We start from the raw sequence: 16,226 nt of genomic DNA on the forward strand, positions 1-16,226 counted from the left end.
TCAGAAGTGAAACGCCGTAGCGCCGATGGTAGTGTGGGGTCTCCCCATGCGAGAGTAGGGAACTGCCAGGCATCAAACAAGTGAAGAGGCCATCCTGACGGATGGCCTTTTTGCGTTTTTACTCTGCGAAAAACCCGGACCACAATGCCAATTGCTGGCTTTTATCTACCAGTCAATAAGTAAAATTAATCCACTTGCCTAATCCAGCGCAAAATAAACGTTACTATCTGCTCAATATCATTCAGGTTTAGCACCGGCACACCATGCATCAGAGGGATATCACTGGCAATGGCGATAACATGCTCGTCTATCGCGAGTTCCGCTAAATCATGACCACAGTCATGCCGCCAGAGCAGGATTTTGGGCACAGCCTCGTGTTTAAAACCCTCGACCAGTACCAGATCCAGTTTTGTTGCATCCATTCTGCTCACCAGATATGCCAAATCTAGCTCTGCCTCATCCGGCGTTTCTGTCATTAGCGCCCAGCGTTGTGAGCTGGCAACCAACGTTTGCGCCGCACCTGCTTTACGTAATTCATAGCTGTCTTTACCGGGCTTATCGATATCCATATCGTGATGAGTATGCTTGATTAGCCCGGGGCGAATACCGTGTTCACAGAGAGCTGGAATCAACTTCTTAAGCAGCGTTGTTTTCCCTGTTCCGCTCCAGGCGGCAATGGCAAGTAATGGGATCATGCTCTCTCCTGCCAGTGCGCGAGATCATCAGGTGTGTTCACATTGACGAATGCGGATTTCGCATCACTGAAATCCACCGCATGCCCTCCCATTTGTCGCATAAACACCATCACTCGGCGTTCACCGCCTGCGAGATAATTCTGCAAAAATGGTAAAACGCTGCGGTGTACCAGAGCAATTGCCGGGTGATCTCGTTCACCATCATTAACCCACACTGCCGACGCATTATGCTGCCGGTTCTTTTGTAACCGAGCCACAAGATCCGTTGGTATACGTGGCGTATCGCACGGGCAAAACAGAAACCACTCCCCATCACTTTGTTGCATAACAGAGATAATTCCCGCCAGCGGGCCGGGAAAATCATCCAGCGTATCTGTGAGGACCGGTAAGCCGCTGGCGCGATAAATTTCAAGGTTTCGATTGGCGCTGATAACTAAGCTGGTTACCTGGGGTGCCAAACGTTCGGCAACATATTGCCAAAGCGGTTTGCCATTTAATTCCTGCAGCCCTTTATCTTTCCCACCCATCCGCGATGCTTTTCCACCCGCCAGCACCACGCCTGTTACTGCACTACTGTCCGTCACCCTTATCGCCTCTTTTATTGTGGGTTTTACCCTGCTAACGTGTCTGTACCCAGAGTAAGGAGCACAATTATGAAATGTAAACGCCTGAATGAAGTTATCGAACTTCTCCAGCCCGCATGGCAAAAAGAGCCTGAGCTTAATTTAGTGCAATTTTTGCAGAAACTGGCGCAAGAGTCAGGTTATCAAGGCGACCTTGTAGATTTAAGTGATGACATCCTGATCTATCACCTGAAAATGCGCGACTCCTCGAAAGATGCGGTGATCCCTGGCATTCAGAAAGATTATGAAGAGGATTTTAAAACCGCGCTGTTGCGCGCGCGTGGCGTAATTAAAGAGTAAAAGCTTGTAAGCGGCGCAACCGAATACGCTACGAAATGATATCCTGAATTATTCGTCGTATTTTCGGATCCCAGGATGACCTGCAACGCCTTTACCTTCCAGACATTACACCCGGATACCATTATGGATGCGCTGTTTGAGCAGGGGATCCGGGTGGATTCCGGGCTTACTCCGCTAAACAGCTATGAAAACCGCGTTTATCAATTTCAGGATGAAGATCGCAAACGTTATGTGGTGAAGTTTTACCGTCCGGAGCGTTGGTCTGCAGAACAAATTCTTGAAGAGCATGAATTTGCATTAGATTTGCAGGGTGATGATGTTCCGGTCGCGGCACCGCTCGCTTTCAACAATCAAACCTTGCTCATCCATCAGGACTTCTTTTTCGCCGTTTTCCCAAGCGTTGGTGGTCGTCAGTTTGAAGCCGACAACCTGGATCAAATGGAATGGGTTGGTCGCTACCTTGGCCGGCTGCATCAAACCGGCAGTAAAAGGCTTTTTTCAAGCCGCCCGGAAATAGGTGTTAAAGAATACCTGATTGAGCCACGTCAACTCTTTGAAACAACTACGCTCATTCCTTCTGGATTAAAAAAGAAATTTTTGCCTGCAGCCGATAAACTTATCGATGCCGTAATGGTGCAGTGGCACAACCGTTTTAATCTTCTGCGCCTGCATGGCGATTGCCATGCAGGGAATATTCTCTGGCGAGACGGGCCAATGTTCGTTGATTTAGACGATGCCCGTAATGGCCCCGCCGTACAGGATTTGTGGATGTTGCTACATGGTGATAAAGCCGAGCAGCGAATGCAGATGGAGATGATCGTCGAGGCCTACGAAGAGTTCAGTGAGTTCAATATGGCTGAGCTGGGGTTAATCGAGCCGCTACGCGCCATGCGGCTGGTTTATTATCTGGCATGGCTGATTCGTCGCTGGGACGATCCGGCATTTCCGAAAAATTTTCCGTGGCTGAACAGTGAAGATCACTGGCACAGGCAAACATTGATTTTTCTTGAACAGGTGAAGGTTCTTCAAGAACCACCTTTAGCATTAACACCAATGTATTAAATGGAGAGAGTTAACCATGAAGAAGATTTGGCTGGCGCTGGCAGGAATGATTCTGGCTTTTAGCGCCTCAGCAGCACAACCTACAGATGGTAAGCAATTTATTACGCTTGATAAGCCAGTGGCGGGTGAGCCGCAGGTGCTTGAGTTCTTCTCGTTTTATTGCCCGCACTGCTATGACTTTGAGCAGGTTTGGCATGTCGCTGACGCGGTGAAGAAGAAGCTGCCAGAAGGCACAAAAATGACCAAATACCACGTGGAATTCTTAGGTCCACTGGGTAAAGAGATGACGCAGGCGTGGGCTGTGGCCATGGCGCTTGGTGTGGAAGATAAAATCACCTCTCCACTGTTTGAAGCGGTGCAGAAAACGCAAACCGTGCAATCTGTTGCTGATATTCGCGATGTCTTCATCAGCGCGGGCGTGAAAGGCGAAGAGTACGACGCAGCGTGGAACAGCTTCGTGGTGAAATCGCTAGTTGCTCAACAAGAAAAAGCGGCTGCAGATTTACAACTTCAGGGCGTTCCTGCCATGTTTGTTAACGGGAAATACCAGGTTAACCAGCAGGGCATGGACGGCAGCAGCCTGGATGCCTTCGTTCAGGACTACGCAAATACCGTGAAATATCTGGTTGAGAAGAAGTAAAAAACCACCTGCATAGCAGGTGGCATTGATAACGCCCCATAGGGGCGTACTAAGTCCAGACTCTGAGAGCCTTCCCTTCACACCTCTTTTAGTGGAAGCTGGCTCTCTTCAACTTCATGTTTTTCCTGATACTTCACATACTTTCTGATCATTTCTTCGTTTATACCTACGGTATCCACGCAGTAACCTCGTGCCCAAAAATGATTTCCCCATAGCTTGTTCTTTCGCAGGTAGGGAAATTTACTGAACAATCGAAGTGCCGTTTTACCCTTTAAATGACCTATTACATGGGAAATCGAAAGCCGTGGCGGCACCTTTACCAGTAGATGAACATGATCTAGCTGGACATTTAGCTCCACAACTTCTATCCCAAGCTGTTCACTTGAGATCCTTATTTGCTTATAGACCTCTTTACCTACATTGTTCCTCAGGATGCGAAATCGGTACTTGGGTGTCCAAACGATATGATATTGACAACACCAGAGCACATGAGATGCTTTCTGGAATCTACTCATGGTTAAATCCTTATCAGTTATGGGGATAACAGATTCGGATTTTCCCATGAGTAGCATTACTGGCAGAGCCAACCTGTTGCTGACCACCTCCTCCGGAGGTGGTGTTTAGGCAGGGATAAATAAAAACGCCGGTCACTGACCGGCGTTTTTGTATTCAGTTTTGATGGTATCAATCAGTTCATCTTTCCCAAGCCACAGCTTATTCAGCCACTGCTGGAAACTCCGTTTAAAATTTTTATCGTTAACGTAGTCCCCATGTAACACGTCATCCACCGGCAATAAATTAATTCGCACGACAATACGCGTCAGCTTACCGGTTAGCATATTAAAGAATGGTGTGTTGTCGTTTTCTGGATAACAGAGCGTAACATCAAGTAATTTATCGAACTGTTTGCCCAATACATTCAGCGCCATGGCGACACCAGCCGCTTTTGGCGATAGCAGGTTTTTGAAAGAAGAACGTGTTTGGTTGCGCTTTTCTTCAGTAAAACGTGAGCCTTCAACAAAGTTCACAATCGTGGTTGGGTGTAAGCGAAATTTTTCGCATGAACGGCGTGTGGTTTCTACATCTTTACCCCGACGTTCAGGGTGGCGAATCAAATAACCTCTGGAATAACGGCGCATAAACGGCATATCCAACGCCCAGCAAGCAAGACCAATAAAAGGTACCCACGCCAGTTGCTGTTTAAGGAAATATTTGTTCATGGGGATATGTTTACGAAACAGCACACATAACACCACAATATCCGCCCAGCTATGATGATTGCAGATCAGCAAATACCAGTTCTTCTTATCCAACCCTTCCAGCCCCTCAACATCCCATTTTAAATAAGGGTTGAGGTGCAGTAGCCAGGAAAGCCCTTCACACCAGCAATACATCATAAAATTGCAAAAGGTTGAGATCATACGCCATAGCGCGGGAACTGGAATTAATAGCTTGAGTATTCCAGCGATAATAATGGGCACGGAGCAAACAATGGTAACCAATATGGTGAGCAGGACACTCAAAAATAGAGTAATTACCGCAAGGAATCTCGACATAGTTATATTATTCAGAAAGTTAGCCGCTAAAAGAACACTAAAAAAAGCGCAAGGCGCAGATCTTAACAGAAAACAGTTATCAGGAATGCTTAAACCTTGCTGGTAATACCTGAGGAATTATCGGCAATAAATCAAATCTAATTTACTTATATCCACATAGCGTAAATTGCCATCATAAAGCAATAACGATCGTTTTTAGTTGTGTAACTGTTTGAATATAAATGGTTTGTATAATTCTACGATCTGAGAAATGGCACAAAAGTCCAGCCTGACAGAAATTATTCACAAACTTATCCACAGGATGTTTATGCGAGCGATCCCGACGATCGCGAAATCTTTTTCGGCATTTTCCGCGAAAAACTCATGTTTTCTCCCTGTCTGTGGCATCCTTTAACCATAATTTGATAAACAGGCATGGACATCATGGTTCAGATCCCAGAAAACCCACTTATCCTTGTTGACGGCTCGTCTTACCTATATCGCGCGTATCATGCGTTTCCGCCATTGACTAACAGCGCCGGTGAACCTACTGGTGCTATGTATGGTGTACTTAACATGTTGCGCAGCCTGATTTTGCAATACCAGCCGACACATGCCGCGGTGGTGTTTGATGCGAAAGGCAAAACCTTCCGTGATGAACTGTTTGAGCATTACAAGTCACATCGCCCGCCAATGCCGGACGATTTGCGAGCGCAAATTGAGCCGCTGCACACTATGGTAAAAGCGATGGGATTGCCGTTACTGGCGGTCTCTGGCGTTGAAGCGGATGATGTCATTGGCACGCTGGCGCGCGAAGCCGAAAAGGTTGGCCGGCCCGTGCTGATAAGCACCGGTGATAAAGATATGGCGCAGTTGGTGACGCCAAACATTACGCTTATCAATACTATGACCAACACGATCCTCGGCCCGGATGAAGTCGTCACAAAATACGGTGTCCCGCCGGAGTTAATTATCGATTTCCTCGCCCTGATGGGTGACTCCTCAGATAACATTCCTGGCGTGCCGGGCGTTGGCGAGAAAACGGCGCAGGCATTGCTGCAAGGGCTGGGCGGTCTGGATACGCTCTATGCCGAGTCGGATAAAATCGCCGGGCTCACCTTCCGCGGTGCCAAAACCATGGCGGCGAAGCTTGAGCAGAATAAAGAGGTGGCCTACCTCTCTTACCAGCTGGCCACGATTAAAACGGATGTCGAACTCGAGCTGACCTGCGAACAGCTGGAAGTTCAGCAGCCTGCAGCGCAAGCGCTCCTGGAGCTTTTTAAGAAATATGAATTCAAACGCTGGAGTGCTGATGTAGAAGCGGGTAAATGGCTCCAGGCGAAAGGCGGGAAACCGTCGGCGAAACCGCAGGAACCCATTGAGATTGAAGCAGAAGTTGATATTCCTGCTGTCGTGCTGTCGGCGGAAAATTACGTCACCATTCTCGATGAAGAGACGTTGCAAACATGGATCGGCAAACTGAAAAGTGCACCGCTCTTTGCTTTCGATACAGAAACCGACAGCCTCGATAATATCAGCGCCAACCTGGTTGGTCTCTCCTTTGCGACCGAACCGGGTATCGCGGCTTATGTGCCCGTTGCGCATGATTATCTTGACGCACCGGATCAAATCCCGCGCGAGCGCGTGCTGGAATTACTGAAACCGCTGTTGGAAGATGAAAGTGCCCGTAAAGTGGGGCAGAACCTCAAATACGATCGCGGTGTGCTGGAGAATTACGGCATTCAACTGCGCGGCATTGCCTTCGATACAATGCTGGAATCCTACGCACTGGATAGCGTCGCTGGCCGTCATGATATGGACAGCCTCTCTGAGCGCTGGCTGAAACATAAAACGATTACCTTCGAAGAGATTGCCGGTAAAGGTAAAAATCAGCTGACGTTTAATCAGATCGATCTTGAGCAAGCGGGGCGTTATGCGGCGGAAGATGCTGATGTCACGCTACAACTGCATCTTAAGATGTGGCCGGAACTGCAAAATAATGCCGGGCCGCTGAACGTCTTTCAGAACATTGAAATGCCGCTGGTGCCGGTAATTTCACGTATCGAGCGTAACGGCGTCAATATTGATCCCGCCGTGTTACACAAGCACTCCGAAGAGTTGACGCTGCGCCTGGCGGAACTGGAGAAAAAGGCGCATGAAATTGCGGGCGAGCCGTTTAACCTCTCGTCAACCAAGCAGCTGCAAACCATTCTGTTTGAGAAGCAAGGCATTAAACCGCTGAAGAAAACACCTGGTGGCGCGCCGTCGACTTCAGAAGAGGTACTCGAAGAGCTCGCGCTGGATTACCCGTTGCCAAAAGTTATTCTCGAACATCGTGGGTTGGCGAAGCTGAAATCGACCTATACCGATAAGCTGCCGCTGATGATCAACCCGAAAACCGGTCGCGTGCATACCTCGTATCACCAGGCCGTTACGGCAACGGGCCGTTTATCTTCGACCGATCCGAACCTGCAAAATATTCCGGTACGTAATGAAGAAGGCCGTCGTATTCGCCAGGCCTTTATCGCGCCGAAGGATTACGTCATTGTCTCGGCGGACTACTCGCAAATTGAGCTGCGTATTATGGCGCACCTGTCACGCGATAAAGGTCTGCTGTCTGCGTTTGCCGAAGGTAAAGACATTCACCGCGCAACGGCGGCAGAAGTGTTTGGTTTGCCACTGGAAAGCGTCAGCAATGAGCAACGCCGCAGCGCGAAAGCGATCAACTTTGGGCTGATTTACGGCATGAGCGCCTTTGGTTTATCGCGCCAGCTTAATATCCCGCGTAAAGAGTCGCAAAAGTACATGGATCTCTACTTCGAGCGTTATCCTGGTGTGCTGGAATATATGGAGCGTACCCGCGCGCAGGCGAAAGATCGTGGCTACGTTGAAACGCTGGACGGACGCCGTCTTTACCTGCCGGATATTAAATCCAGCAATGCGGCCAGACGAGCCGGTGCGGAACGTGCGGCGATTAATGCTCCTATGCAGGGAACGGCTGCAGACATTATCAAACGTGCAATGATCGCGGTAGATAGCTGGCTGCAAAGCGAGAAACCGCGTGTGCGGTTGATCATGCAGGTGCACGATGAACTGGTGTTTGAAGTGCATAAGGATGATGTCGAGGCCGTGTCGAAAAAGATCCATGAACTGATGGAGAGCAGCACCAAACTGGATGTGCCGTTGCTGGTGGAAGTCGGGAGCGGTCAAAACTGGGATCAAGCGCACTAAGTATTCGGTGGATGAGGCGCTTTTCTGTAAGTAAGCAACAAATCACCGTGAGTTTTGTGACAATCATTAGAATTCCCTATGTAAAAATTGAAAAGAAATTACAAAAAGTGCTTTGTCAGGATCTAAAAAGGGAGTAGAGTTATTCGCGTAGGGTACAGAGGTAAGATGTTCTATCTTTCAGACCTTTTACTTCACGTAATCGGATTTGGCTGAATATTTAGCCGCCCCAGTCAGAAATGACTGGGGCGTTTTTTATTGTGCGAAAGGAAGGAAAAACAAAGAAAAAAGCGCGGCGAGTGCCACGCTGGATATGAAGATTATTCGCCGCTTTCTTCTACTGGCGGTAGGTTATTGAACCAGCCATCCAGTTTCTCACGTAATTTGTCCACGCCCTGTTTCTTCAGCGACGAGAAAGTTTCAACCTGTACTTCGCCGTTAAAGGCGAGCACGGCTTCACGCACCATATTCAGTTGCGCTTTACGCGCGCCGCTGGCAAGTTTATCCGCCTTGGTCAGCAGCACCAGCACTTGTAGATTGCTCTCGACTGCCCAGAGGATCATCTGTTGATCAAGGTCTTTCAGTGGATGACGAATATCCATCAGCACCACCAAACCTTGCAGGCACTGGCGTTTTTCGAGGTATTCTCCCAGTGCGCGCTGCCATTTAAGTTTCATCTCTTCCGGTACTTCCGCGTAGCCGTAACCTGGCAAATCGACAAGACGTTTGCCATCGGCGACTTCAAACAAGTTGATCAGCTGCGTACGGCCGGGCGTTTTCGAGGTTCGCGCCAGGTTTTTCTGGTTGGTCAGGGTATTCAGTGCGCTCGATTTACCTGCGTTGGAGCGGCCAGCAAAAGCCACTTCGATGCCGGTATCGGCGGGTAAGTGGCGAATATCAGGCGCACTGGTGACAAAGTGCGTCTGTTGGTAATTCCAGTTAGTCAAAATGGTCGTCTCCATCGTTAAAGCATGCGGCGATTATACCTGAACCTACGCAAAAGGCTGTTTTTCTCGCCAGAAACTCTGCTGTGAGCCATTACCGCGCGATATGTAAGATATTTGCCCTTTTCGTTATGCGAACTTTCAGAGAAATTGCAAGTTAAAAAATGAATAAACATTATATAATCAAAGAGTTATGCATATAGAATTTTCTTAAATTGCGGTTCTAGTCCTTTTCCTGCTTGTCAGTCTAGCTCAGAAAGGTAAAGTAACCCACCAAGGCCGGATGCCGCTTGTGGAAGGATAACTCACGGAATGAGGGGTCAGGAGCGCCAGGAGGCGAAGACCGGAGACTCATGTCAGAAGACATTGAACAAGGAAAAGGAACCGTAACAAGGAACGTTCTACGCTAACGGATAAACAGGGCAAGTTGATAGCGAACAGGGAATGTAAAACCCATTACGGGTGAAGGGTCAAGAAAAAAGGCGACAGTTTGCACTGTCGCCTTTTTTCTTTGCTTGCTTTCTGCTAGATTCCGCCGCAATTCTATACTGATGAAAAACGACTTAAGACCACAATTATGAAAAAACTGTCCACCAATCCGCGCGGTAAAGTGCGCCGTAAAACCCGTGAAGAGCTGAATCAGGAAGGCCGCGATCGCAAGCGTGATAAAAAGCACCGCGGTAATGTTTCAGGCAGCCGTGCGAACGGTGGCGGTGACGTTTCTGGCTCCGGAAGGGGTAAGCAGCAAAAAGATCCGCGTATTGGCAGTAAAAAACCGATCCCGCTGGGTGTCACCGACACACCGGTTACCAAGCAGCACAAACCTAAGAGCGAGAAACCTATGCTTTCACCGCAGGCTGAGCTGGACATGTTGGAAACGGATGAGCGCCTGGACGCGCTACTGGAACGTCTGGAAGAGGGTGAAACCCTGAGCGCTGACGATCAAGCGTGGGTCGATGCCAAACTGGATCGCATTGATGAGCTGATGCAGAAACTCGGTCTTTCTTACGATGATGACGAAGAAGAAGAGGAAGAAGAAGGTAAGGAAGATATGATGCGTCTGCTGAAAGGCGGCAACTAATCCTTTTCTATGGGGCTTTCTGTCCTGCTTATAACCCTTCCGGTTATATGTTATCTGGTGTGGTTATTCGTTAAACTACAGCGGTTGTCGCGGCGCAAACTGTGGCTGCGCAACCGGCTTATGACCCGAAGCGAGGTCAGGCCGGGCCGCCGGAACCGCCAGCGGCGTCATCGGAAGGAGTAAACAATGTCTGAGCAAGTCATCGACTGGGATCTGGCCCTGATCCAGAAATATAACTATTCCGGGCCGCGTTATACCTCATATCCCACCGCGCTGGAGTTTTCCGACGCTTACGGCGAAGACGATTTTCGCAAGGCTATTGCACGTTACCCTGAGCGACCGCTGTCGTTGTATGTGCATATCCCGTTTTGCCACAAGCTGTGCTACTTCTGCGGCTGCAATAAGATTGTCACCCGCCAGCAGCATAAAGCCGATCAGTATCTGGACGCGCTTGAGCAGGAGATTATTCACCGCTCGCCGCTGTTTGCCGGTCGTCACATCAGCCAGTTGCACTGGGGCGGCGGTACGCCGACCTATCTGAACAAAGCGCAAATTAGCCGCCTGATGAACTTGATGCGCAGCCATTTTGCGTTTAATGCTGATGCCGAAATCTCGATCGAAGTTGATCCGCGCGAAATTGAACTGAATGTGCTCGATCATTTGCGCAGTGAAGGCTTTAATCGCCTGAGCATGGGTGTGCAGGATTTCAATAAAGAGGTTCAGCGTCTGGTCAACCGCGAGCAGGACGAAGAGTTCATCTTCGCGCTGCTCAATCACGCCCGCGATATTGGTTTTACCTCGACCAATATTGACCTGATTTACGGCCTGCCAAAACAGACGCCGGAAAGCTTCGCTTTCACGTTACAACGTGTGGCGGCGCTTAACCCGGATCGCCTGAGTGTCTTTAACTATGCGCACCTGCCAACGCTGTTCGCCGCGCAGCGTAAAATCAAAGATGCTGATCTGCCGACGGCGCAGCAGAAGCTCGATATTTTGCAGCAAACCATCACCTCGCTGACCGGTTCCGGTTATCAGTTTATTGGCATGGATCACTTTGCCCGCCCGGACGACGAGCTGGCTATTGCTCAACGTGAGGGTGTATTGCACCGTAATTTCCAGGGTTACACCACCCAGGGTGACAGCGATCTGCTGGGGTTGGGCGTTTCTGCCATCAGCATGATTGGCGATAGCTATGCGCAAAACCAAAAAGAGCTGAAACACTATTATCAGCAAGTGGACGAGCGTGGAAATGCGCTGTGGCGCGGTATTACGTTAACCCGTGACGACTGTATTCGCCGCGATGTGATCAAAGGGCTGATTTGCAACTTCCGCCTCGAATTCGATGTGGTGGAGCGCGCCTGGGATCTTGATTTCCGTGACTATTTTGCCGAGGATTTGCGCCTGTTGGCACCACTGGTGGATGACGGGCTGGTGGCGATGAGCGAGCAGGGATTACAAGTCACACCGAAAGGGCGTTTGCTGATCCGCAATATCTGCATGTGTTTCGATGCTTATCTGCGGCGCAAAGCGCGTTTACAGCAGTTTTCAAGAGTGATTTAAGGATGGGCATCAAGCCTACAAAACACGTTCTGTAGGCTTGATAAGCGCAGCATACCGCGAAGGTTAGCTAAACAGCCCAACCAGCGCGGCACACAACACAGCCGCGATGGCCGTTTGCGGTGTGTGGCTTGCCGACGCGCCAGCTTCTACGCCTGCAGTGACCACATTGATTAATGATTCCAGCATGATGACCTCTCCCATGAACGGGCAAGATCATACGTCACTGCCGGTAACAGTAAAGCGCAAAATAGCGGCAATTTGCGATCGCGGATCATTCTTTACACTTCGCCTGCCTGTTATTCCATTCCCAGCTCTTTCAACTTACGCGTCAGGGTGTTACGACCCCATCCGAGCAGCCGCGCCGCTTCCTGTTTGTGGCCCTGTGTGTGGCGCAGCGCCGTGGTCAGCAAGGTGCGCTCCATTTCGGGTTGCGCTTCTGAAAGCAGGTTTTGATGACCGGAACGTAATGCGCGATCCGCCCATTGTGCCAGCAGCGTTGCCCAACTATCTGGCAGGCTCTGAGAAGGGCTATCCGGCACGGTAGTTTCGAACAGCTCGCCTGGCAAATCCTGAATCAACACTTCCTGGCCTGCGGCCATAACCGTTAACCAGCGGCAGGTGTTTTCCAGTTGGCGGACGTTACCTGGCCATGCCAGACGCGTTAACGCGATTTCGGTTTCCGGGTGCAGTAGTTTCGTTTCTACGCCCAACTCGCGTGCGGCGACTTGCAAAAAGTGGCGCGCTAAACGCGGAATATCTTCCCGGCGTTCGCGCAGCGGCGGCAAATGGACACGGATCACGTTCAGGCGGTGGAACAGATCCTCACGGAATTTGCCCTCCTGAACGCGTTGTTCCAGGTTCTGGTGCGTGGCTGCGATGATGCGTACATCGACTTTCACCGGCGCATAGCCGCCAACGCGGTAAAACTGGCCATCGGCCAGCACACGTAGCAAACGTGTCTGTACGTCCAGCGGCATATCGCCGATTTCGTCCAGAAACAGTGTCCCGCCATCGGCTTGCTCAAAACGTCCCTGACGAATCGTATTCGCGCCGGTAAACGCCCCTTTTTCGTGACCAAACAGTTCCGATTCAATCAAATCCTTCGGAATGGCCGCCATATTGAGGGCGATAAACGGTGCTTTCACGCGCGGGCTGTGGCGATGCAGTGCATGAGCCACCAGTTCTTTACCGGTTCCCGACTCACCATTAATCAATACGCTGATCGACGAGCGCGACAGGCGACCGATAATGCGAAACACATCCTGCATCGCCGGTGCTTCGCCGATGATGTCCGTTGTCGGGCCGCTGACCTGAACATTGCGCGGCTGCTGCTGTTCCTGATAATGGCTGATGGCGCGCTCAACCAGTGCCACGGCTTCGTCGATATCAAACGGTTTGGGCAGATAATCGAATGCCCCTTGTTGATACGCGCTTACCGCAGCGTCGAGATCGGAATGCGCGGTCATAATGATGACCGGGAGCATCGGATGGCGCTGTTTGATCTGTTTCAATAACGCGAGCCCATCCATCCCTGGCATACGAATATCCGAAAGCAGTACATCCGGGGTTTTGGTGGTGAGCGCATCTAGCACTTCATTGGCACTTTCAAACGTTGTACAACTCAAGCCTGCCCCGGTGAGCGCGCGTTCCAGCACCCAACGGATGGAGCTATCGTCATCAACGATCCAGACTATCCCTCGTTGCATAAACACCTCTACTTCCGAATAGGCAGAAATACCGAGAATTCGGTATGGCCTGGCCAACTGGTAAATTCAATTTTGCCAGAATGTTGATCAATCAAACTGCGTGCGATAGATAACCCAAGCCCGGTGCCGCCTTCGCGTCCGCTCACCATCGGGTAGAACAATGTATCCTGGAGGTGCGACGGAATACCCGGGCCGTTATCTTCCACATCTATTCTCGCCGCGAGGCGATAGCGCACACCATGCAGCGTCAACTGGAAGGCGGTACGGGTGCGCAGAATGATTTCACCCCCTTCCGGCCCCAGCGCCTGCAAAGCGTTACGCACAATATTCAGTAAAACCTGCTCGATTTGGTCAGGATCGTGCGCGAGCTCCGGCAAACTTGGATCGTAATCACGGGTTAAGGTGACATTTTCCGGCAGCTCCATTGATACCAGTTTCACCACGCGCTCGGCCACTTTGTGAATACTTTCGGTAACATGCATCCCCGGTTGCTGCGGCCCCAACAGACGATCAACCAGGTTACGCAAGCGGTCAGCCTGCTCAATGATCACTCTGGTGTATTCCAGCAGCGCCGGATCGGGCAACGCTTTGCTCAGCAACTGTGCCGCGCCGCGTAAACCGCCAAGCGGGTTTTTAATTTCATGCGCCAGACCGCGTACCAGATCGCGCGCCGCAACTTGTTGGGCGTGCTGGAGCTGCTCCTGGCTCAGACGGCGCTGGTTATCCATCGGCGCCATTTCCAGCAGAATCAAACCATCCGGCAGACGTTGCGCCGTCAGCGAAAGAATGTGTGAGCGCCCGTCAATGACGAGAGTCACTTCGTTATCGGTAAATCCCTGTCCGGCATGCAAACTTTCCCGCATCAAATCGATGTTCAGTGAAAAGTAACTCAGCAGTTCGGGGAGCGGAGTGCCGAATAGCTTACGTGAGCTTTGCGCCAGCAGTTGCTGTGCCGCAGGGTTGGCGTAATGTACCGCCAGGTCGTCATCAACCAGCAAGATGCTGTTGATCAAAGAATTGAGGATCTGCCCAGCATCGGGCAGCACGCCGCTTGCCATTTAGCAGTCTCCCGGAGGTGTGCACCAATTTAGTGCATTATAGCGTTTTATTGGTAAAAAGCGCGTTAGATCAGGTTGTTGGTGGAGAAAAAAGCCCATCCAGGGATGGGCTAAAAGTTCCACGGCAACTAAAATCCTCTGGCATCTTTCTCACCGTAGCTGCGTTGGTTCCCTCATTCGCCCGAATCACTTAATAGACTAAGCTCATCGGGACACATTCAGTTGCCACCTTACTGCGACAAGACCTCTGCCGAGTCTTAATTCTTAAACGCTGTAGTACAGTTCGAACTCTACCGGGTGCGGCGTCATGCGAACGCGGTCGTTCTCTTCGATACGCAGCGCGATGTAAGCATCGATAGCGTCGTCGGTGAACACGCCACCGGCAGTCAGGAACTCGCGGTCAGCATCCAGCGCGTTGAGCGCTTCTTCCAGAGAGCCTGCAACCTGCGGGATTTCTTTCGCTTCTTCAGCCGGCAGGTCATACAGGTTTTTGTCCATCGCTTCGCCCGGGTGGATTTTGTTTTTAATACCATCCAGACCGGCCATCAGCAGCGCTGCGAAGCACAGGTACGGGTTAGCTGCCGGGTCCGGGAAGCGCACTTCGATACGACGCGCTTTCGGAGACGCAACAACCGGGATACGGATAGATGCAGAACGGTTACGTGCAGAGTAAGCCAGCATTACCGGAGCTTCATAACCCGGGACCAGACGCTTGTAAGAGTTGGTGGTCGGGTTAGACAGGGCGTTGATGGCTTTCGCGTGTTTAATTACGCCGCCAATGTAGTACAGCGCCATTTCAGACAGGCCAGCGTATTTGTCGCCAGAGAACAGGTTAGTGCCATTCTTGGACAGAGACATGTGGCAGTGCATACCGGAACCGTTATCACCGAACATCGGTTTCGGCATAAAGGTCGCGGTTTTACCAAAGCGGTGAGCAACGTTGTGCACCACATATTTGTAAATCTGAATTTCGTCCGCTTTTTTAGTCATGGTGTTGAAGCGGGTTGCCACTTCGTTCTGACCAGCCGTTGCCACTTCGTGGTGGTGAGCTTCAACAACCAGGCCCATCTCTTCCATCACCAGACACATGGTAGAACGCAGATCCTGTGCTGAATCTACCGGCGGAACCGGGAAGTAACCGCCTTTCACTGCCGGACGGTGACCTTTGTTACCACCTTCATATTTGGTGGAGGTGTTCCATGCGCCTTCGATATCGTCGATAGCGACGCTGGAACCGGAGATGGAGCTGCCGAAGCGCACGTCGTCGAACAGGAAAAATTCCGGCTCTGGTCCAAACAGAACAGTGTCTGCCAGACCGGTTGAGCGCAGGTATTCTTCAGCGCGTTTAGCGATGGAGCGCGGGTCACGATCGTAGCCCTGCATGGTGCCTGGTTCGAGGATATCGCAACGAATGATCAGCGTAGACTCTTCGTAGAACGGGTCAATGACAGCGGTAGTCGCGTCCGGCATCAGCACCATGTCTGATTCGTTGATGCCTTTCCAGCCACCAATCGAAGAACCATCAAACATTTTACCTTCTTCAAAGAAGTCAGCGTTTACCTGATGGGCTGGGATAGTGACGTGCTGTTCTTTACCTTTGGTATCGGTGAAGCGCAGATCGACAAACTTCACTTCGTGCTCATTCAGCATCGTCAAAACGTGTTCAGCGGACATACTTAAACTCTCCCGGATTTGTCATTGTCGTCGTGGTAACGAGGTCTTCTAATTACTACATAAAGCTGGCGTAGTTAGCGTACAATCGTTAAAGCGAAATCTATGCCAACTTTTAAATGC

At 50.6% G+C, this 16,226-nt stretch carries 15 protein-coding genes; 6 read left to right on the forward strand and 9 right to left on the reverse strand.

Annotation, left to right across the window (positions count from 1 at the left end):
* Nucleotides 1-185: 185 nt before the first annotated feature.
* Both mobB and mobA read right to left on the reverse strand, forming a co-directional pair.
* Complete coding sequence (gene mobB, locus ACFX4O_RS19890; protein ID WP_380210637.1) at nt 186-695, reverse strand: molybdopterin-guanine dinucleotide biosynthesis protein MobB; 510 nt, start codon at nt 693-695, stop codon at nt 186-188.
* A complete protein-coding gene (mobA, locus tag ACFX4O_RS19895) occupies nt 692-1,279 on the reverse strand; it encodes a molybdenum cofactor guanylyltransferase MobA (RefSeq protein ID WP_380210639.1) in 588 nt (195 codons plus the stop codon). The genes mobB and mobA overlap by 4 nt, the downstream gene beginning before the upstream one ends.
* Before the next feature lie 69 nt (nt 1,280-1,348).
* Here mobA and ACFX4O_RS19900 point away from each other — a divergent pair, with 69 nt between their 5' ends.
* From ACFX4O_RS19900 to dsbA, 3 genes are all read left to right on the forward strand, one after another.
* The gene (locus ACFX4O_RS19900; RefSeq protein WP_017460091.1) at nt 1,349-1,618 is read left to right on the forward strand and encodes a YihD family protein; all 270 of its coding nucleotides are present in this window, start codon (nt 1,349-1,351) and stop codon (nt 1,616-1,618) included.
* Nucleotides 1,619-1,693: 75 nt separating this feature from the next.
* Entirely contained in the window at nt 1,694-2,680 is a 987-nt protein-coding gene (locus ACFX4O_RS19905) for a serine/threonine protein kinase (protein ID WP_380210641.1), read from the forward strand.
* Between the two features lie 16 nt (nt 2,681-2,696).
* The gene (dsbA, locus tag ACFX4O_RS19910) at nt 2,697-3,320 is read left to right on the forward strand and encodes a thiol:disulfide interchange protein DsbA (RefSeq protein ID WP_131413656.1); all 624 of its coding nucleotides are present in this window, start codon (nt 2,697-2,699) and stop codon (nt 3,318-3,320) included.
* 77 nt (nt 3,321-3,397) lie between these two features.
* Here the strand turns inward: dsbA and tnpA are convergent, their stop codons facing one another.
* Together tnpA and ACFX4O_RS19920 are read right to left on the reverse strand one after the other, a co-directional pair.
* A complete protein-coding gene (gene tnpA, locus ACFX4O_RS19915; protein ID WP_074775106.1) occupies nt 3,398-3,835 on the reverse strand; it encodes an IS200/IS605 family transposase in 438 nt (145 codons plus the stop codon).
* Between the two features lie 132 nt (nt 3,836-3,967).
* Nucleotides 3,968-4,876, reverse strand: coding sequence for an acyltransferase (locus ACFX4O_RS19920; RefSeq protein WP_380210644.1), 909 nt, complete (start codon nt 4,874-4,876; stop codon nt 3,968-3,970).
* A 423-nt stretch (nt 4,877-5,299) separates the two neighbouring features.
* Here ACFX4O_RS19920 and polA point away from each other — a divergent pair, with 423 nt between their 5' ends.
* On the forward strand, nt 5,300-8,086 hold the full coding sequence (gene polA, locus ACFX4O_RS19925; RefSeq protein ID WP_380210646.1) for a DNA polymerase I: 2,787 nt from the start codon (nt 5,300-5,302) through the stop codon (nt 8,084-8,086).
* A 317-nt stretch (nt 8,087-8,403) separates the two neighbouring features.
* Here the strand turns inward: polA and yihA are convergent, their stop codons facing one another.
* A complete protein-coding gene (yihA, locus tag ACFX4O_RS19930) occupies nt 8,404-9,030 on the reverse strand; it encodes a ribosome biogenesis GTP-binding protein YihA/YsxC (protein WP_380210818.1) in 627 nt (208 codons plus the stop codon).
* A gap of 574 nt (nt 9,031-9,604) precedes the next feature.
* On the opposite strand from yihA, the gene yihI reads away from it, so the two are divergent.
* On the forward strand, nt 9,605-10,108 hold the full coding sequence (yihI, locus tag ACFX4O_RS19935; RefSeq protein WP_380210648.1) for a Der GTPase-activating protein YihI: 504 nt from the start codon (nt 9,605-9,607) through the stop codon (nt 10,106-10,108).
* A 186-nt stretch (nt 10,109-10,294) separates the two neighbouring features.
* Nucleotides 10,295-11,668, forward strand: coding sequence for an oxygen-independent coproporphyrinogen III oxidase (gene hemN / locus ACFX4O_RS19940; RefSeq protein WP_380210650.1), 1,374 nt, complete (start codon nt 10,295-10,297; stop codon nt 11,666-11,668).
* A gap of 63 nt (nt 11,669-11,731) precedes the next feature.
* Here hemN and ACFX4O_RS19945 read toward each other — a convergent pair whose 3' ends face one another.
* The 4 genes from ACFX4O_RS19945 to glnA all read right to left on the reverse strand — a co-directional run bounded on the left by ACFX4O_RS19945 (nt 11,732) and on the right by glnA (nt 16,106).
* Nucleotides 11,732-11,854, reverse strand: a complete 123-nt coding sequence (locus ACFX4O_RS19945) for a YshB family small membrane protein (RefSeq protein ID WP_141399381.1) — start codon at nt 11,852-11,854, stop codon at nt 11,732-11,734.
* A 110-nt stretch (nt 11,855-11,964) separates the two neighbouring features.
* Nucleotides 11,965-13,374, reverse strand: coding sequence for a nitrogen regulation protein NR(I) (glnG, locus tag ACFX4O_RS19950; RefSeq protein ID WP_380210652.1), 1,410 nt, complete (start codon nt 13,372-13,374; stop codon nt 11,965-11,967).
* An 8-nt stretch (nt 13,375-13,382) separates the two neighbouring features.
* The gene (gene glnL / locus ACFX4O_RS19955) at nt 13,383-14,432 is read right to left on the reverse strand and encodes a nitrogen regulation protein NR(II) (protein WP_131413662.1); all 1,050 of its coding nucleotides are present in this window, start codon (nt 14,430-14,432) and stop codon (nt 13,383-13,385) included.
* Nucleotides 14,433-14,696: 264 nt separating this feature from the next.
* Complete coding sequence (gene glnA, locus ACFX4O_RS19960; protein WP_380210654.1) at nt 14,697-16,106, reverse strand: glutamate--ammonia ligase; 1,410 nt, start codon at nt 16,104-16,106, stop codon at nt 14,697-14,699.
* Between the last annotated feature and the right edge of the window lie 120 nt (nt 16,107-16,226).

The organism is Kosakonia sp. YIM B13571, from assembly GCF_042788095.1.
GTDB lineage: Bacteria > Pseudomonadota > Gammaproteobacteria > Enterobacterales > Enterobacteriaceae > Kosakonia > Kosakonia quasisacchari.